This is a genomic window from candidate division KSB1 bacterium (genome assembly GCA_034506395.1).
Classification (GTDB): Bacteria; Zhuqueibacterota; Zhuqueibacteria; order Thermofontimicrobiales; family Thermofontimicrobiaceae; genus Thermofontimicrobium.
The window spans coordinates 60,648-78,569 of record JAPDPQ010000019.1 but is presented as its reverse complement, the minus strand read 5'-3'; the positions used below and the strand labels follow the sequence as shown (position 1 = coordinate 78,569).

16 protein-coding genes are annotated in these 17,922 nt (G+C 45.7%); 7 read left to right on the top strand and 9 right to left on the bottom strand.

What is annotated here, in order from left to right; translation table 11 throughout:
* Positions 1-110: 110 nt before the first annotated feature.
* The 9 genes from ONB37_12945 to ONB37_12905 all read right to left on the bottom strand — a co-directional run bounded on the left by ONB37_12945 (position 111) and on the right by ONB37_12905 (position 11,336).
* Positions 111-1,427: a glycine--tRNA ligase gene (locus ONB37_12945; protein MDZ7401063.1), complete on the bottom strand. Its 1,317-nt coding sequence runs from the start codon at positions 1,425-1,427 to the stop codon at positions 111-113.
* A 400-nt stretch (positions 1,428-1,827) separates the two neighbouring features.
* On the bottom strand, positions 1,828-2,613 hold the full coding sequence (gene recO, locus ONB37_12940; protein ID MDZ7401062.1) for a DNA repair protein RecO: 786 nt from the start codon (positions 2,611-2,613) through the stop codon (positions 1,828-1,830).
* Between the two features lie 93 nt (positions 2,614-2,706).
* Entirely contained in the window at positions 2,707-4,062 is a 1,356-nt protein-coding gene (gene mgtE / locus ONB37_12935) for a magnesium transporter (GenBank protein MDZ7401061.1), read from the bottom strand.
* Positions 4,049-4,888 carry a 16S rRNA (adenine(1518)-N(6)/adenine(1519)-N(6))-dimethyltransferase RsmA gene (gene rsmA, locus ONB37_12930; GenBank protein MDZ7401060.1) on the bottom strand — a complete coding sequence of 280 codons (840 nt, stop codon included), beginning with the start codon at positions 4,886-4,888 and terminating at the stop codon, positions 4,049-4,051. Before rsmA ends, mgtE begins: the two co-directional genes overlap by 14 nt.
* A gap of 12 nt (positions 4,889-4,900) precedes the next feature.
* Positions 4,901-5,722 (bottom strand): TatD family hydrolase, encoded by an 822-nt coding sequence (locus ONB37_12925; GenBank protein MDZ7401059.1) that lies wholly within the window; start codon positions 5,720-5,722, stop codon positions 4,901-4,903.
* Positions 5,703-7,751, bottom strand: coding sequence for a methionine--tRNA ligase (gene metG, locus ONB37_12920; GenBank protein MDZ7401058.1), 2,049 nt, complete (start codon positions 7,749-7,751; stop codon positions 5,703-5,705). The genes ONB37_12925 and metG overlap by 20 nt, the downstream gene beginning before the upstream one ends.
* Positions 7,752-8,042: 291 nt before the next feature.
* Positions 8,043-8,873, bottom strand: coding sequence for a stage 0 sporulation family protein (locus ONB37_12915; protein MDZ7401057.1), 831 nt, complete (start codon positions 8,871-8,873; stop codon positions 8,043-8,045).
* Positions 8,866-9,960, bottom strand: coding sequence for a DNA polymerase III subunit delta' (holB, locus tag ONB37_12910; protein MDZ7401056.1), 1,095 nt, complete (start codon positions 9,958-9,960; stop codon positions 8,866-8,868). The genes ONB37_12915 and holB overlap by 8 nt, the downstream gene beginning before the upstream one ends.
* 227 nt (positions 9,961-10,187) lie before the next feature.
* Complete coding sequence (locus ONB37_12905; GenBank protein MDZ7401055.1) at positions 10,188-11,336, bottom strand: peptidoglycan DD-metalloendopeptidase family protein; 1,149 nt, start codon at positions 11,334-11,336, stop codon at positions 10,188-10,190.
* 193 nt (positions 11,337-11,529) lie between these two features.
* Between ONB37_12905 and ONB37_12900 the strand changes: the two genes are divergently transcribed.
* The 7 genes from ONB37_12900 (at position 11,530) to ONB37_12870 (ending at position 17,869) form a co-directional block, all read left to right on the top strand.
* The gene (locus tag ONB37_12900; GenBank protein ID MDZ7401054.1) at positions 11,530-12,057 is read left to right on the top strand and encodes a cyclic nucleotide-binding domain-containing protein; all 528 of its coding nucleotides are present in this window, start codon (positions 11,530-11,532) and stop codon (positions 12,055-12,057) included.
* Complete coding sequence (locus ONB37_12895; protein MDZ7401053.1) at positions 12,054-13,175, top strand: AI-2E family transporter; 1,122 nt, start codon at positions 12,054-12,056, stop codon at positions 13,173-13,175. The genes ONB37_12900 and ONB37_12895 overlap by 4 nt, the downstream gene beginning before the upstream one ends.
* Before the next feature lie 346 nt (positions 13,176-13,521).
* Complete coding sequence (ddlA, locus tag ONB37_12890; protein MDZ7401052.1) at positions 13,522-14,664, top strand: D-alanine--D-alanine ligase; 1,143 nt, start codon at positions 13,522-13,524, stop codon at positions 14,662-14,664.
* Positions 14,665-14,735: 71 nt separating this feature from the next.
* Positions 14,736-15,761, top strand: a complete 1,026-nt coding sequence (gene fbp, locus ONB37_12885) for a class 1 fructose-bisphosphatase (GenBank protein MDZ7401051.1) — start codon at positions 14,736-14,738, stop codon at positions 15,759-15,761.
* 143 nt (positions 15,762-15,904) lie between these two features.
* Complete coding sequence (locus tag ONB37_12880; protein ID MDZ7401050.1) at positions 15,905-16,273, top strand: acyl-CoA thioesterase; 369 nt, start codon at positions 15,905-15,907, stop codon at positions 16,271-16,273.
* A gap of 180 nt (positions 16,274-16,453) precedes the next feature.
* A complete protein-coding gene (locus ONB37_12875; protein MDZ7401049.1) occupies positions 16,454-16,993 on the top strand; it encodes a macro domain-containing protein in 540 nt (179 codons plus the stop codon).
* A 435-nt stretch (positions 16,994-17,428) separates the two neighbouring features.
* Positions 17,429-17,869 carry a LysM peptidoglycan-binding domain-containing protein gene (locus ONB37_12870; GenBank protein MDZ7401048.1) on the top strand — a complete coding sequence of 147 codons (441 nt, stop codon included), beginning with the start codon at positions 17,429-17,431 and terminating at the stop codon, positions 17,867-17,869.
* Positions 17,870-17,922 lie beyond the last annotated feature (53 nt).

Below are 17,922 nucleotides of genomic sequence, written 5' to 3'. Positions count from 1 at the left end.
AGCTTGAAATGGGTGCCGCATAAGAGCTAAAAATGCTCTGTGCTGGCTTTTTCTTTTAATGCAAGATTGAATTCTAAACGGATGGCAAAAATATCTCATTCAATTTGAAATTATTCGCCCAAAATTCGGTCGTCTAAATATTTTTTAATTTGATCGATTGCCACCCGATCCTGCAACATAGTATCTCGATCGCGGATAGTAACGGTCTGATCTTGCAACGATTGAGAGTCCACTGTGATGCCGAATGGCGTGCCGATCTCATCCTGGCGTCGGTAGCGCCGGCCAACCGCCCCAGCTTCATCATAGAAGACCATATAATAGCGCCGTAACATATCTACAATCTTGTGCGCTAATTCAGGCATCCCATCACGCTTCACCAACGGGAAGACACCAGCTTTGATCGGAGCGATTTTCGGCGAGAGATGCAACACCACCCGCGTATCATTTTCCAGTTGTTGTTCCTCATAGCCATCGATCAGGCAGGTGAGCAAGGTTCGGTCCACCCCTGCTGAGGTCTCGATGATATACGGGATGTAATGCTCTTTGGTCTCATCATCGAAATAAGACATATCTTTGCCAGAATACTGCGTATGGCGCTTGAGATCGAAATCGGTGCGATTATGAATACCTTCCAGCTCCATGGTGCCAAATGGAAATTCGTATTCGATGTCATAAGCGGCAGCCGCATAATGGGCCAATTCTTCTTTGCTGTGCTGGTGGAAATGGAGTTTTTCGCGGGTAATGCCTAATTGGTAATACCATTGCATCCGCTGCTCCTTCCAGTATTCGAACCATTCGGCATCAGTCCCAGGTTTAACAAAAAATTGCATTTCCATTTGTTCAAATTCTCGAGTTCGAAAAGTGAAGTTGCCCGGAGTGATCTCATTCCGAAACGCTTTGCCGATCTGAGCGATGCCAAACGGGATTTTTTGCCGCGCTGCTTTCTGAACATTGAGGAAATTCACATAAATTCCCTGCGCGGTTTCAGGGCGAAGATAAACTACCGAAGCCTGCTCTTCCACTGGCCCCATGTGGGTTTTGAACATCAAATTAAACTTGCGAATTTCGGTCAGCTCGCCTCCGCAATCTGGACATTTGCCCGGGGTGGCAATTTGATCCGCCCGAAATCGATGGTGACATACCTTGCAATCCACTAATGGATCAGTAAAACCTTCCACGTGGCCCGAGGCTTCCCATACCTTTGGATGCATCAAAATCGCAGCATCCAGCCCTTCCACGTCGTCCCGAAGCTGAACCATGGTCTTCCACCAAAACTCTTTAATGTTTTTTTTCAGCTCCACTCCCAATGGGCCATAGTCATAACAACTGGTTATGCCGCCGTAAATCTCGCTGGATTGGAAGATATAACCCCGACGTTTGCACAAAGAGACGATTTTTTCCATGATTTCTGTCGATGCAATCTTCATACTCGTGCCTTCCTTGTTTTCGAGTTTTGTTTAAATCAATTGATGCATTTTATCATCTTTCATCTGCCATTTCTATTTTAACCATCGAGTCTGGCTGGAGAGATGAACTTTCAGCACCAGAAAAATGGCAGAATCAATCACTCATTTTTGCTCGATATCCTTGCTCAAAGAGAAAGATCGCTTTTATGATTGCGAAAGGGTTCTAAGAAATACGAATTGCTTTCTGGTGTCGATCTCATGCCTGATCTTGCAGTGCATCCTTTGGCATGCTATTTAATATGAACCGAGGGGTTCATGTATTCACAGGAATGAAACCCTCAATGTTCGCAATTTGCTCATCTTTCAGAATGCTATTACTGTTGTTGAACTCAGCGACGGACAAACGGATGAGTCGAATCCCTCACAATGGCTGATCAATCGACTCGTTAAAAATATTTTCCTGCATCTGACGGTAAAATTTCAGCGATTTTAAATGCTTGGCTTCTTCAATATGATAATAAAGAAACGATAATAGCAGCGTCTCAGCTTCGCCTTTGGCTGAAAATGGAATGGACTCGACATTTATTACCGAGGCCTGTTTGATCTTAGCAAGCGACAAAATCGTATCTGCTGAGACGGTTACACCCTCTGGCTCGGAGATTGGGCAATTGTTGCAATAATAACCGCCGGAACTCAGAGAATAGCGTACCATGCCACTAGTGGTTCTGCTGTGACAATTTCGGCACAGACTGAAATCTGGATCAAACCCATTGATCTTAAAAAAACGAAGCAAAAACCAATACAGATAGCTGCTCAGACGGGTCTTGCTATCGTTGATTCCCTTGAGCACATCGATCAGAATCTGGAACAGATAAGGATTCGGTTGCTCCAATTCAGTTCGATCCACCAATTCACACAGCACATTAGCCAATGCATATTTTTTCAGATCTGCCTTGATTTTTGCATAGCTATGGATGATGTCTGCCTGGCTCAGATATTGATATTCTCGGGTCTCTTTAAAATAATACACGATGGCAATATGGTTCAACGGTTCGAGCGTTCCAAAAAATCGACTTTTCAGTCCCCGAGAACCTTTGGCCACAACCCGAAGCTTTCCCGATTTTGGCGTGAATAACGTGACGATCTTGCTAGTCTCACCCGAGCGTTGCGTTTTCAGCACGATTGCTTCGGTTTTTTGTAATGGCATTTGACTAAATATCCCAGCATTAAACAATCAGAGGTTAAATTTTTAACCCCAAAATATTCTTGATTGAGAATCGAACCTGGCAGCCGCCGCGGCTCACAGGTATGAAATAAAGATAGTAATCGTGCCCAGATAGATCAACAGGCCGAGCACATCATTCGATGTCGTGATAAATGGTCCTGTGGCAATAGCTGGGTCAATATTGATTTTCTTCAATATCACTGGTACAATTGCGCCGACGAACGAGGCATTCAAAATGACCAACAATAGCACCGATGCGAGAATGATCCCAAACTTTGGCATTTTCAGCCAAAAGCTAACGACAGTAAACAGCAATAAGCCACAAAGCGAACCATTAAGCAATGAGACCAGAAATTCTCGAAACAGTCGTCGCTTGACATCGTAGAGGCCGATCTCGCCAGTGGCCATACCCCGCACCATAATAGTGGAGGATTGGATTCCAGCATTTCCACCCATGGCCATGATGATGGGAATAAAAAACGCGGCGACAAGAATCTGGTTCAGTGAAGCTTCGAAATGATGGAGCACGTATGCAGAACCAAGTTCGCCGACAAATCCAATTAATAGCCATGGGAGTCGAACTTGAGAAATCCGCACGATGGAGGTTTCGCGAAACTCCTCTTCTGTTGTAATTCCAGCCATACGCTGGATATCCTCTGACGCCTCTTCCTCCATCACATCGGCGACATCATCAAAAGTGATGCGACCAGTTAACCGACCTAATTTGTCCACAACGGGAATTGAAACCAGATCATACCGTCTGGCGATGTTAGCGACATGCTCTTGATCCATCTCCGTGGAGACAGAAATGATATCCCGGTCCATAATCTGCGCGATCTTTTGATCGCCTTTGGCCAACAAGAGGTCTTTCAAATGGACTACGCCTAAGAGTCGATCAAACTGATCAACGACATAAACGAAGTATAAATCGGACACCTCATCAGCCTTGTCGCGAATGATTTGGATGACCTCGTCCACAGTGTGGTGGGGATGCACTGCGATGAGCTCCTTAGCCATGATACCGCCAGCCGTATCGTCCTCATGGCGCAGCAGCTCCTTGACCTCTTCTGAATCCTCTCGATCGATGCGGTCGAGCACCTTCTGCGCCATTTCATCTGGCAACTCCGATACCAGATCTGTGGCATCGTCCGATTCCATCTCATCGACGATTTCGGAGATGCGATCTTCTGGCAACTCTTCTAAGAGGTCCTCGCGCGAGACCTGATCCATCTCATTGATGACTTCAGAGGCGGTTTCAGCATCGAGGAGATTAAAAATATAATTCCGATGCTCGTCATCCAGATGGTATAAGATCTCCGCAATGTCGGCTGGATGAAGCCCCACCATGATATTGCGGATCATGGCGCTATCGCTGGCATCTGCCAAATACGCGAGATTCTCTACAATTTCTCTTAGATCATTCTGTTCCATTGTCGCTCTTTCGAACAAGCCCTGTGCTGATGAGGCGATCTGCGATCAATCGGGTTAAATCGATAAAATCGGATATCGCTAATTGTTCGGGTCGTCGTGTCAAATTAAAATTGAGCTTATTTATATCAATTCTTAAATTCGGTATGGCTTCGAGCGAATTGCGTAACATCTTTCGCCGATGGTTAAATGTTCCTCGAACCACGCGCCGAAATAATTGCTCTTGAACCTCGTCAAAAATTGGGTCGTGTTTAAATTTCAACTGAACCACCGCCGATTTTACCTTGGGTTTTGGAAAAAAAACATGTCTGGAAACGTCAAATAGCACCTGGACTTCGGCGTAAAATTGTGCAAATACCGATAGGATGCCATAAGATTTTGAATTTGGCTCGGCGCTCAGGCGCTGAGCCACCTCTTTTTGCACCATCAAGATGGCGGTATCAAACTGCTGATAATGATCAAACAATTTGATTAAGACCGGGCTGGTAATATGATACGGCAAATTCGCCACTGCCTTCCAACCAATACGCCCTTCCAGCATCTGATCCCAAGAGATTTTCAAAATATCGGTTTGCAGCAACCTGAGATTATGGGCAGAACCAAGGTTCTGGCGCATTTGATCTATCAACGATTGATCGATCTCCACAGCCACAACTTGGCCAGCGCGTTCGATGAGATATTTGGTCAACATCCCAGTCCCAGCACCGATCTCCAGCACCCAATCGTGATCCGTCAAACGAAGGGATGCGATGATCTTTCGCGCGATATTCTCGTCGATTAGAAAATTTTGCCCTAGGCTCCTTTTCGGTTTTAGCCGTTGATAAGGCATTGTTCTCAAGATTCAATTGGATCTGCCTGGCTGATCTTTTTTGAGCGAAATACCGAACAATGTGGTCACGTTACGGGTGGTTTGCTCCGCTATTTCTGCCAGGCTCATTGCTTTTGCATCGGCGATTTTCTGTGCGATATAGGGTAGATACGCTGGTTCACAGCGTCTCCCCCGAAATGGCTCTGGAGCCATGAAAGGACAATCGGTCTCCAGTAGCAATCGATCCAGCGGCACATGGTTCGCTGCGATCTTTAAAGCAGTTGCATTTTTGAATGTCACCACCCCAGTGAATGAAATGAAATAACCAGCGTCCAATATCGCTTTGGCTTCATTTTCGCTCCCAGAAAAGCAATGGAACACTCCGGTCAATTTACGGCGATAGGTTGCAGTGAAGATCGGCAATATATCGGGCCAAGCATGGCGGGTATGAATCACCACTGGCTTTCGATATTGAACTGCTAATTCCAATTGCCGCTGAAGCACTTGCATTTGGACGTCTCGAGGCGCATAGGTGCGAAAGTAGTCGAGCCCGATTTCGCCGATGGCTACCACCTTAGGATGCGCGATCAACGCCTCGAGTTGTCGCCAATCTGATTCAATGACGCCAGCCGCATCGTGCGGGTGAATGCCAACCGTCGCGTAGATCAATGGGTAAGCTTCGGCCAGTGCAATTGCCCTTTTACTCGTCTCGAGATCGATCCCGATGTTAATGATCGCCACCACTCCTGCGAGTTGAGCATTTTGAATGACAGCTTCCCGATCTCCATCGAAATTTTCGAAATCGAGATGCGCATGGGAATCGATCAATTGGATGTTAGTGGATAGCTGTTCCATTGGGCATCAATTTCTCCGGGACAATGAGTGAAAGCTTTTGGTCGTCTGACACCGCCGCCAAAAGCATCCCGTTGGACTCGATCCCTCGGATTTTGGCCGGCTCGAGATTGGCCACGACGACGATTTGTTTGCCGATCATTTGTTCTGGGGTATAATGAAGCGCAATTCCTGCCACAATGGTGCGTTGCTCGTTGCCCAAATCGATCTTCATCTTCAGCAGCTTATCGGCCTTTTCGACCTTCTCGGCTTCCACCACGGTAGCGACGCGCAATTCGACTTTTTGAAATTGTTCATAAGGTATTTTTTCTAGCATTAATGGTTCCTCAGTCTTTTTTTGTGATTTATTAGTGATAGCTTGAAGTTTCTTGATCTCGGCTTCAATGATTTCATCTTCTAATTTATTGAATAGAATTTTGGGTTGATTAAGCCGATGACCAATTGGAACATTGGGTTGGCCAGCGTCCTCCCAGCGACAATCGGCTAACGGAGTGCTCATGTTGAGCATCTGCCACAGCTCCCGAGCGGAAAACGGCAGCACAGGTTCCATCAGAATGGCGAGCCCTTTCAGTACCTGGGCACAGACATAAAAAGTCGTAGCGCATTTTTCGGGCTGCTGCTTGACAGTGATCCAGGGCTGCTGGTCATTGAAATATTTATTGGCAAAGCGCGCAAGGTCCATAAAAGCCGCTACCGCTTTGCGCACCTCAAAATTCTCAAACAAATTTCCGATATCTTCTGGGGCCTGAGCCAAGCGGGAGAGCATTTCCCGATCGAGCTCATCCAAGGGCCCTGGGGTAGGAACTGCATTGTGAAAATGCCTTTTCAAAAAAGTGAGCGAACGATTAATAAAATTACCCAAGATATCGGCCAATTCGTTATTATTTCTTTGCTGAAATTCCTTCCAGGAGAAATCGGCGTCTTTGGTCTCTGGCGCATTGGCGGCCAGGCAATAGCGCAACGGATCGGCTGGAAATTTGGCTAAATATTCGTCCAACCACACGGCATAATTGCGGCTGGTCGATATCTTGTTCCCTTCCAGGTTCAAATATTCATTTGCTGGAATATTATCAGGCAAGATATAATCGCCGTGGCCCATTAAAATCAGCGGCCAAATAATGGCGTGAAATACGATATTGTCCTTGCCGATGAAATGGATCAGCCGCGTGGAACTATCCTGCCAATACTCTTTCCATTTATCAGGCTGTCCGATTTTTTGTGCCCATTCCACGGTCGAAGAAATGTAGCCAATTGGCGCGTCAAACCACACATACAGCACCTTGTCCTCATATCCTGGCAGCGGCACTGGGACACCCCAGCGCAGATCTCGCGTAACGGCGCGGTCTTCCAACCCAGTCTTGAACCAACCCGCACAGAAATTCTTGACATTTTCTTTCCAATGAGTCTTGGTATCCAACCAGGCTTTGATCTTCGGCTGTAAACTCTTAAGGTTGAGGAACCAATGTCGCGTCTCGCGGATGACGGGTCGATTGCCGCAGGTCACGCAGATCGGATTGATCAATTGAATCTGATCGATCGAACGACCGCAAGCGTCACATTGATCACCTCGAGCGCCAGGCGCATGGCAGATCGGACAGGTTCCCTCCACATAGCGGTCAGCCAAAAAACGACCACAATGTTCACAGTAAAGCTGGGTGACAGTCTTCTCGCTCAAATAGCCTTTCGCATGCAATTTGAGGAAAAATTCCTGTGAAATTTTATGATGTAATGGCAACGACGTCCGAGAATAATTGTCGAAACTCATCCCAACTTTCTCGAACGAGGCTTTGTTTAAATAATGATATCGGTCTACAATTTCCTGGGGCGAAACACCTTGCCGTTCCGCGGCGATGGTAATGGGGACTCCATGTTCATCAGAGCCGCAAATGAAAATCACATCGCGCTTTTTCAGCCGCTGATAGCGCACGTAAATATCGGCTGGAAGATACGCTCCAGCCAAATGCCCCAGATGCAATGGACCATTCGCATACGGCAGTGCACTGGTCACTAAGATCTTTTCTCTTGTTTCCACAATGTTCTCCATCAGTTTCAGATCGAACTAACCACTTCGTTTAGATATTGGTATTGACGTCAACCTATGAACGTTTTCAAGGCGATAATTGATTGAACGTTTTTAGTTGCAACCATCTGAATTGCCAAGATCGGAGTTTGACGAGATGAGGCCATAAAAAAGCCAGGTGAGATTGCACCAACCAAACCCGTCTTGTAAACTTGGCTAATATACACGAAAACGAAATTCAGCTTAAGGGAAAAAGCTGACGAAAGAAGCATGGAATATGAAGCATTTTTTCTTTGAGCGGTTTTAGCTGCTTGCGACCTGAGCCGCAGGGGACTTGAGCAACTGGTTTACTTCCGCCAGCGATCGTTTTTCGTATTCCTCGTTTTCATATTTTAAAATAACTTCTTCTTTAAACACATCGAATTTGTCAACCACAGCGATGCCTTTTTCGGTGGTGATTTGCGTTCCCAACGGAGGGAATTTTCGGTTCGCTTCCAAATAGAACTCCAATTCATAATTCAAGCAGCACATCAACCGACCGCATACCCCAGAAAGTTTCTGAGGGTTCAGTGGCAAATTTTGCTCTTTCGCGCTCTGAGTGGTGATTGGATCGAACTCCTTTAGAAACGACGTACAGCATAATTTTCTACCACATATCCCATAGCCCCCAAACCGCCTCGCCTCATCCCGCACGCCAATCTGCCGCAGCTCGATGCGAACCTTGTAGTACGCTGCTAAATCTTTCACTAACTCTCTGAAATCGACCCGGCGCTCTGCTGTAAAATAGAATGTGATCTTATTCCCATCAAACTGGTATTCCACATCTACCAGTTTCATGTTAAGCCCGTGCTTTTCGATCTTTTCTTTACAAACCTTAAAAGCTGCCCGCTCTTTTTGCCGATTTTGCTCAAGCTTTTTCAGATCTTCTGGGGTGGTCTTTCGGAGCACCGATTTCAGCGGCACGTCGCTTTTCTTCATCGAAAGCAACGCTCCAGCCTGATTCACTTGACCCAGGTCCTCCCCCTTATCCGCTTCAACAATCACATAATCGCCGACCTTAAAAGGAAATTGCTGAGGATTGGCATAAATTTGTTTCCGTTCCCCTTTGAACACCACCTCTATATAATCATACATGAGTTTTTCTCCGCAGAAGCTTTTTCAATTGAAACATCAATTGCAACACGACCAAGTTGATAAATACGTTGCGATCGATGTAGGCGATAGCATCCTCAATGGCAGCAATTATCTGCTCATAATTGAGGAACTCCATCGTCGCAATGAACTTTTTTAAGGTCTCAAGATAATCGATGTTAATGATTTTCTCTTTATAATCGTTTTCATTTCCCAAGAGTTCCATAATCCTCGCATCACGAAACCATACCAGCATCAACGCGAATAGATCTTTAATCGTTCGCTTCTCCTGTTGATTCACCAGCGTCTCTGCCATAGTCAGGATCTCTAAATCGGAGAGCAACACTTTGCGCAATATCTCAATCATCAACTGTTGTTTTTGATCGACGTTTTCATCCAGCAACTCCAAAGCCCGACGATAGCTCCCGAAACTCATTCTTGCTATCACCATGGCTCGTTTCGGGTCCAGCGCCTGATTTTTTAGCAGTGCCGCTTCTATATCCTGCCATGGGATGGGATCAAATCGGACCTGTTGGCAACGAGATACAATTGTCGGTAATAATAAATTCGCTTGAGACGATACAAGCACCATAGTGAGCTTGCCAGACGGCTCTTCAAGAATTTTGAGCAATGCGTTCGCGGCTTCTGGAGTCATTCGGTGCGCTTCAAATATCAGCACAACATGGCCTTTGTTCTCGTAAGATGTCAAGGTCACTTTCTTCTTTAAGCTTCGGATCTGTTCGATCGAAATAGTGGGCGCCGCCCAAAGCTGCGTTCGATAGTAAGGATTTTTCATCATGCTTTCATAAATGAGCTGAAGCTCCTCGGGCTTTGCTTGCTTCGGCGCTGGAACGATGACCATTAAATCGGGATGGCTGAATTGTGCCACTCGTTTACAATCGCCGCATCGATCACAATAAATTTTTTCCACCTGACAGAACAATGCCTTGGCCAACTCGATTGCCGTGGCCTCTTTGCCTACGCCCTCAGGGCCATGAAACAATAGCGCGTGTGGCAAGCGGTCGCTCATCAATGCCCGCTCCAGCATAGCAATCACCCGCTTCTGTCCAATGATATTTGCAAAGGCCATGATTTTATCCCTTGGTATTCAAAAACTCCTGCAAAACTTAGATCATTGACAATTTGTATTGATGCCATGCCCGCAAAGGCAAGTATCTTGCCAATCATGTCTCATCAAATAAAAGAGACTCCTGCTTCCGCAGGAGTAATATGCTTTTGTGATATATCTGTTCGATTTGCAGAAGTCTATTTTTTCTGATAAACAACAACGGCTGCGAAGATGTATAGCCCACGTTATTAGCTGAGCCAGTCCTCAGGATTCAACGGCTGCTTGTTCTTCCAGATCTCGAAATGAAGCTGGGGCCCTGTTAAAGAGCCAGAGTCGCCAACCGTGCCGATCACCTGGCCGATCTCAACACTATCATCCACTTGGACGAAAATCTGGGCGAGATGAGTGTAGACCGTAAAATAGCCGCCGAAGTGATTGATCATCACAATATTTCCTCGGCCACGCTGCCAAGTGATCGCCGTGACGATCCCCTTCCCCGTGGCGCGGACCTCCTGACCATATTCAGCCTGAATATCGATCCCAATATTTTGAAGTGTAACCCCTTTGAATTTCGGATGCTGATAGCGACCAAAATGGTTGATAATTCTTCCGCGCGTTGGCCAAATCATCCGTCCCTTCAGAGAAGGAAAATCGGTCGCCTGAACCACCCCCTGTTGCTCCAGTCCGATCCGTTTATCCTCTTCGATCTGTATGAGCCGTTGAATTTCTTTCATTGACAGCTCATACTCTTTTAGCCGCTGCAGCAATGCTTGTTTATTGTTCTGAACCTGGGCCAAGAGCTGGCCACGCTTCTTACTGGTCTCCCTGAGACGTGCCTCTTCTTGCCTTTTTTCGTTGAGAATCTGGCGGTGCGCCACCGCTTCCTGCTTCAGTTGGCTCCGTTGGACCTCGATCTTATTTTTCTTTTTGAGAATATTATTATAATTGCGCTGATCATTTTTGGCAATCAAGCGTTGAAATTTTAGCCAAGCGAGGGCTTGGGTGAACGATCGAGACGACAGAAGCAGTTCCAAGTCCCTGACCCGACCATATTTGTAAAAGCTGACCACCCGTCGCGCATAAATTTGTTGCAACCGATCCAGTTCGGTCTGGGTGGTATCCAAGGCCTGACTGATTTTTGAGATCATTCTGGCGCGGCGCTGTTCCTCTCTCTCCAGCTCCATTACCAACTGATGGGTCAAATCGATCTCTCGCTCCAACTGCGATATCGAATCCAGCAGTTGTTTTTCTTTCCGTTGCTCTTGTTGCAGCTTGCGCCGATAGCTCTCGATTTCTTTTCGAATCTGTTCGAGCTGGCCTTTGGCTTGGTTTCGACCGCTTTGAGGAGCGCCCAATGCCGAGAAAAAAAACATGATCAGCGAAATTGTCGAGATCAAAAATTTCATGGCGTATAAAATAACTGATTTATTAAAGAAAATCAATAGAAAAATAAAATTTAATTATAAATTAAAATTGCCTTGACTCATAAATTTGGGAGTGTTATATTTAGCCAGAAAAAAGTCAGTTTGATAACAAAAGCCTGAACGGGAGATAATAGCCCGGTTTTTATTAAAACACGATTAAGCAACCATGCCGAGCAGTTATTGGAATAATATTTTCGATAAAAACGGTCGACATAAGCCAGATCTTGATTCAATCTTGAAAAAAGTGCCCTTTTTTAGTCAGCTCAAAAAGAGCGAATTGCGGGAATTCAAGCGGATTCTGCATCATCGCCACTATAAAAAGGGTGAAGTCCTTTTTTTTGAGGATGAGCCAGGTGTTGGCATGTATGTGATCGAGACCGGCAAAATCGGCATTTATAAAAACTATGATGATGCCAGTCGGGAGGAACTCGCCATCTTGCATTCTGGGGAGTTTTTGGGTGAGATGGCACTTCTGGATGAATCGCCCAGATCTGCCACTGCCGTGGCATTGGAGAACTCCAGCGTGTTTGGTCTGTTTCGCCCCGATTTGTTCAACTTGATTGAGAGCAAGCCGAGACTTGGCAATAAAATTTTGCTGAAACTGGCTCAAATGCTGGCCGAGCGATTGCGGCTCAGCAATAATGAATTACAGGAATTAAAACAGCAGTATGAGAGCTCAGTAATCATTCGATGAATTTGAATACGCAGCACCCAAAAAACGGCACGCCCAATCCCAGCCCTGATCAGCAATTGGTGATCATTCTTAACAAGCAATTGATCAAAAAAATTGTCAAAGTGTTACTGGTTATCTTAAGTGTCGGTGCAATGATTCGCCTATTGCCGATATTCATGCCAATTCTATTACCGTTGCTGGTCTCGTTGGTCATTTCATTGCTATTGACGCCATTAGTGGATAAATTGGAGAATCTTGGCATCAACCGAGGAGCAGCCGTTGGAATTCTATTTATTGTCTTTGGCGGGTTAATTATTGTCGGAATCAAGTTATTGTTGCCGACATTGAACCATGAAATTCAAACCCTCTCTCAAGTATTGGCGAGCCAAGATTCTGAGACCGTCATTGATAAAATTCAAATGACCCTGACGCATCGGATCCCAATCCTCAAAAATCCAGAAATTGCCCGAGAAGTAAGCGCGCGGTTGCATGACTTATTCACGTCCTTGGTGCGCAAAAGTTTGAACATGATTTTTGCCATCATTTCATCGTTTACGCTGATCGTAACTGTTCCATTTATCACCTTCTTTTTCCTCAAGGACGGATATAATATCAAAAAGTTCATCATCCAGTCAGTGCCGAACCGCTATTTCGAGCTTTCGCTCAATTTGCTTTATAAAACCAATCTTCAATTGGGCAATTATATTCGCGGCCAGTTGCTGGTTTCCTCGATTGTTGGCAGCTTATCGATTATTGCGCTTTATTCTCTGAAGGTCCCCTATTGTTTCGTCATTGGAATCATTGCTGGCCTAGCTAATATGATCCCTTATTTCGGTCCAATTGTTGGCGCCTTACCCGCCATCTTGGTGGCTGTGGTGGAAAACGGCACCGCTGGCTCAGTGATCGGGATCATCATCGCTTTTGCCATGATCCAGTTGTTAGATAATGTCTTAATATCACCAGTGATTGTCTCGCGGAGTGTACAAATTCATCCTTTGCTGGTGATCATTGTTATTTTATTGGGTGGAAACATTGGTGGCATTTTCGGGATGCTGGTCGCTATCCCTGCCTTTGCAGTCGCTCAGGTGATCGTCAAAGAAATCGTATGGAGTTTCAAGCATTATAGATTGAGTATTTGACCACCCAAGTGGAACGTCGAAGCAGCACGCAATGACGGCGAGAATGTCCGGCATCTACTTGTTACGCCATGCATGCAAATCTCATCATCCCTTTTCAGTCATTGTACTGTTGCCTACCGAAGATTTGAGTCGGTCGCTCAAGGCATGATAGCTGAATAGATTTGACCTTCTACAACACGATAAATTTGCAATCATGGAAATGTCATTACTAGGAATGCAGGACTTTCTTAGATTCCGACACAGGAGGTTTTAAAAGATAGTTTCATTCGCAGGTATGAAATCAATAAGATAAATTCAATGTTACAGAATGAAGAGATCTATTGAAAAGAGCTGGAATGAAACACGAATGGATCAAAAAAATCGGAAGGGACCAGAAACAGTGAACAAGAAAATTCGGGTTGCAATTATCTTTGGGGGGAAATCTGCGGAACATGAGGTATCGCTCCAATCAGCTAAAAACGTCATCGAAGCCATTGACAAAAAGAAATATGAAGTGTTATCAATTGGAATCGATAAAGAGGGGCAATGGTATTTAGGAGAGCCATCGCGGTTTTTTTTGAATGCTGACGACCCCAAGCGGATTGCGCTAAATCTGAATAATGCGCAGAGGATCGCTCTGATTCCATCTGGCCAAGCTGGTAATGAATTGGTCAGCCTTACCAACTATCAATCTTTGGGGCACATCGATGTGGTTTTTCCAGTGCTTCATGGTCCTTATGGCGAGGACGGCACGATCCAGGGCCTGCTCAAGCTATTCAATACCCCATTTGTTGGCGCTGGCGTGCTGGGTTCGGCTGTGGGCATGGATAAAGATGTGATGAAACGGTTGCTGCGAGATGGTGGTGTTCCTGTGCCAAAGTTCCTTGTGTTTCATGACAGCCAATTAGCATCGATCGATTTTGATGATGTGACAAAGCAGTTAGGCTTACCTTTTTTTGTGAAACCTGCCAATCTCGGCTCTTCAGTTGGAATTCATAAAGTGAAAGAGCGCGCGCATTTTACGCCAGCGCTTCAGGATGCTTTTCTGTACGATACGAAAATTTTAATCGAGGAATATATTCACTGCCGAGAGATCGAATGCTCTGTATTGGGAAATGAGGATCCAATTGCCTCTATTCCGGGGGAGATTATCCCCCAACATGAATTTTATTCGTACGAGGCCAAATACATTGACGAGCATGGCGCCAAATTGGAGATCCCAGCAAATCTGGCTCCTGAATTGATGCAGCGATTTCAGGCATTGGCGATCCAGACCTATCGCGTGCTGTGCTGCGAGGGCATGGCCCGAGTCGATTTCTTCTTGCGCGATAATCGCGAGATTTTTGTGAGCGAAATCAATACGATCCCTGGGTTCACGAAGATCAGCATGTACCCAAAATTGTGGGAGGCCAGCGGCATACCATACAGTGAGCTAATTGATCGACTGATCCAATTGGCTCTGAAACGATTCGAAAAGGAACGAAAATTGAAAGCTTCCTTTGTGATCTAATAAGTCGAGAACCTTGGAATGTCTGCTTGTTTCGAAAAGAATAGTTTTGACCATTGAAGGGAATGAGTGAAATGGAATTGATTACAATTGAGCGGTTTATCCTCGAACGTCAGCAGCAGGGATTTCCCGAAGCCAAGGGTGATTTCACTCAATTGCTTTATGACATCACATTTGCCGCTAAAATCATTGCCCGCGACGTGAACAAAGCTGGATTGGTTGAGATCCTCGGCCAGACTGGCAGGACCAATGTTCAGGGAGAGGCAGTCCAGAAATTGGATGAGTTTGCCGATCGGGTCATCAGGCGGGCAATGGATCGAACCGGTCGGGTTTGCGTGATGGCATCGGAAGAGCAGGAAGATGTGATCCTGATTCCCAAAGAATATAAATGCGGGAAGTACGTATTGTTGTTCGATCCGCTTGACGGCTCGTCCAACATCGATGTCAATGTGAGCGTTGGCTCGATCTTTTCGATCCATCGCAAAATTAGCGATCAAAGGCGTGGGACCATTGCAGATTGTTTGCAGCCTGGCTATAAGCAGGTTGGAGCAGCATATGTGGTGTATGGTTCTTCGACCATGTTGGTTTATACCACGGGACATGGGGTGCATGGCTTCACGCTGGATCCCAGTGTAGGCGAGTTCCTTTTATCCCATGAGAATATCAAAATTCCACCGCAAGGGAATATTTACAGCGTGAACGAAGGGAATTATCATTATTGGGACAAGGGGACCCAGCAATTTGTGGATTACCTGAAGAGTAAGGATAATCACATCGGAAAGCCGTACTCGCTTCGATATATTGGATCCATGGTGGCGGATCTGCATCGGACTTTGTTGTATGGTGGGATATTTCTCTATCCGCTCGATTACAAAAGCCCGAATAAACCATCGGGCAAATTGCGGTTGCTTTACGAAGCTGCGCCAATGGCCTTCATCTTTGAGCAAGCTGGAGGCCGTGCCAGCGATGGCTATCGCAATATCTCGGAAATCCAGCCAACTGAGCTGCACCAACGCACCCCGTTATTCATCGGAAGCAAATTTGAAGTCGATCTGGCAGAACAATTTGTTCAAGGGAAGATCAGCTATCCTAGAAAATAATTGCATTTGTTAGATGCGTTTTGGCCATTATATGATGGGGATCATATTAATAAAGTTGCTCAGTGATGCGGAAAAAATCTGGAAATTTGCTTAATTTAATCAGAAGAATCAGTAATAGAGATGATTTCAAGTAGGGTAGAAAGATGGCTCAACAAGATCCAGTGCTTCGTGTGATGCCGATGCCCAAGGACACCAATCGCTACGGAACGGTTTTTGGCGGCGTCATTCTCTCTTATATTGACCTTGCCGGCGTGCTTGAAGCGCGCAAGACGGCGGTGATGAACTATGTGACCGTTGCGATGAACAAAGTGGAATTCCATCAACCAGTCTTCGTCGGCGATCAGGTGTCATTTTATACGCGAACAATTCGGAAAGGCCGAACGTCAATCACTATTGAGGTCGACGTCCGAGCCAGCCGATGGGATCACCCCGGCGAGGAAGTTCCAGTTACCTCAGCCGAGATCACTTATGTGGCTGTCGACCAGGACCGCAAACCAGTGCCGATCCCGTGAGCTTGGGATTTAATGGACGAACGTAGTGATTATCCTATTCAGGAATCAGTGGTGAATCATCAGTAGTAATCAGTGATAAGCAATCAAATGTCAGTGAGCTGTTATTGCGTTTCATGGTAGTAAAAAAAGTTTTTTATTACATGTTCGCATAATAAATTCGACGGATCGGAGGGAATCGAGATGAGGAAGATGATAGATCATCATGTGATTGAATTGGTGAAGGGGGATATTACCGACTTGGCTACGGATGCGATCGTCAATGCAGCGAATTCGCAACTGATTTTAGGGGGCGGCGTGGCCGGTGCTATTCGACGGAAGGGCGGTCCTATGATCCAAGAGGAGTGTAATAAGATCGGGGGAACATTTGTCGGCGGCGCCGTGATTACAACAGGGGGGAATTTAAAAGCAAAACATGTCATTCATGCGGTGGGCCCTCGGATGGGGGAGGGTGATGAAGATGCCAAGCTCCGCAATGCTACCCTGAATAGTTTAAAATTAGCTGACAAGCACCTTTTAAAATCGATTGCTTTTCCCGCCATTAGCACTGGGATTTTCGGCTACCCGGTGGACCGCTGCGCGGAGATCATGTTAACCACGACCATCGAATATCTTAAGGGAGAAAGCGGCCTTGAACTCGTAATCTTTTGTTTGTTCGATCAAGCAACCTATGATGTATTCGAACAGAAGCTGAACCGATTATTACCAGAACAGGCGGATTGAGACATCCTCATAATCCATCATCTGCGGATGATAGAAAGCTCACAGATCTGTTTGAGTTACAATTGTTGCCAACTCCATCAACATCGGCAAAGATCGAAAGAATTTTTCGAAGGATGGATTGCCGGTGCATAGCTTGTTCGAATTGCACCTCTTGAACTTGTCCAGGCGCTATTCAGAGCATTATAGCTTTTAGCGTTCTCCAACGCGCTTCGTTTTGATGAACCTCAAAAATCGCCATTTTCAAAAATGTCGTAAAAAAATAGCAATGGTGCTGCGATATTGCTGCAAGAGCTAGAAAACCGCACCATGATAAGCCTCTGTTAACCGCTGAATATGCATTCTGTTACCCTTACTATTTCTCTTCCAATTTCATGGCATTATTTTTGTGAATATCCAGAGTGGATTCGAATCCAATCAACAAGGAGGGTAACGCCTATGCAAAAAAGAAGCACGCCGATGAGTGACCTCCTTTTATTGCCCGGACAAATAAGACAGGAGGTAACCAAAATGTTTCGGTCCGTCATCCGATTCAGCTTTTTGATGCTGCTGCTTTTGATTATGTTCATGCTGATGCTGTCAGCGGGCTGGATTCAGATCGTCTGCAATCCATCAAGGATCAATGAAACGATGAAAGGGATCAAAAATGGAATTCAGCAACCAACAGCACCTAATGAGCAACCAAATAATGAAGGCGTTGAACAACGATCATATAGATTGGAACCTCACATTGTGAATCCCGGCGAGACCTTATTCGATTTGGAGCGCAAGTATCAGGTGAATTGGAAAGTGCTAGAAAGAATCAACAAAGTCACCGACCCGCTGCGGTTGCCAGTGGGCACAATCATCTGGATTCCGGTCCGAGTAGCAGAGAGTTGAGGGAATGAACATTTGTTGAGCAAAGAGCTTCCTCCCTCCACAGCGGCCTCCCA

Bases quoted from the DNA above. Each gene is read 5' to 3' on its own strand.
- ONB37_12945 (MDZ7401063.1), bottom strand. From the start codon at position 1,427: ATGAAGATTGCATCGACAGAAATCATGGAAAAAATCGTCTCTTTGTGC.
- recO (MDZ7401062.1), bottom strand. From the start codon at position 2,613: ATGCCATTACAAAAAACCGAAGCAATCGTGCTGAAAACGCAACGCTCG.
- mgtE (MDZ7401061.1), bottom strand. From the start codon at position 4,062: ATGGAACAGAATGATCTAAGAGAAATTGTAGAGAATCTCGCGTATTTG.
- rsmA (MDZ7401060.1), bottom strand. From the start codon at position 4,888: ATGCCTTATCAACGGCTAAAACCGAAAAGGAGCCTAGGGCAAAATTTT.
- ONB37_12925 (MDZ7401059.1), bottom strand. From the start codon at position 5,722: ATGGAACAGCTATCCACTAACATCCAATTGATCGATTCCCATGCGCAT.
- ONB37_12915 (MDZ7401057.1), bottom strand. From the start codon at position 8,873: ATGTATGATTATATAGAGGTGGTGTTCAAAGGGGAACGGAAACAAATT.
- holB (MDZ7401056.1), bottom strand. From the start codon at position 9,960: ATGGCCTTTGCAAATATCATTGGACAGAAGCGGGTGATTGCTATGCTG.
- ONB37_12900 (MDZ7401054.1), top strand. From the start codon at position 11,530: ATGCCGAGCAGTTATTGGAATAATATTTTCGATAAAAACGGTCGACAT.
- ONB37_12895 (MDZ7401053.1), top strand. From the start codon at position 12,054: ATGAATTTGAATACGCAGCACCCAAAAAACGGCACGCCCAATCCCAGC.
- ddlA (MDZ7401052.1), top strand. From the start codon at position 13,522: ATGGATCAAAAAAATCGGAAGGGACCAGAAACAGTGAACAAGAAAATT.
- fbp (MDZ7401051.1), top strand. From the start codon at position 14,736: ATGGAATTGATTACAATTGAGCGGTTTATCCTCGAACGTCAGCAGCAG.
- ONB37_12880 (MDZ7401050.1), top strand. From the start codon at position 15,905: ATGGCTCAACAAGATCCAGTGCTTCGTGTGATGCCGATGCCCAAGGAC.
- ONB37_12875 (MDZ7401049.1), top strand. From the start codon at position 16,454: ATGAGGAAGATGATAGATCATCATGTGATTGAATTGGTGAAGGGGGAT.
- ONB37_12870 (MDZ7401048.1), top strand. From the start codon at position 17,429: ATGCAAAAAAGAAGCACGCCGATGAGTGACCTCCTTTTATTGCCCGGA.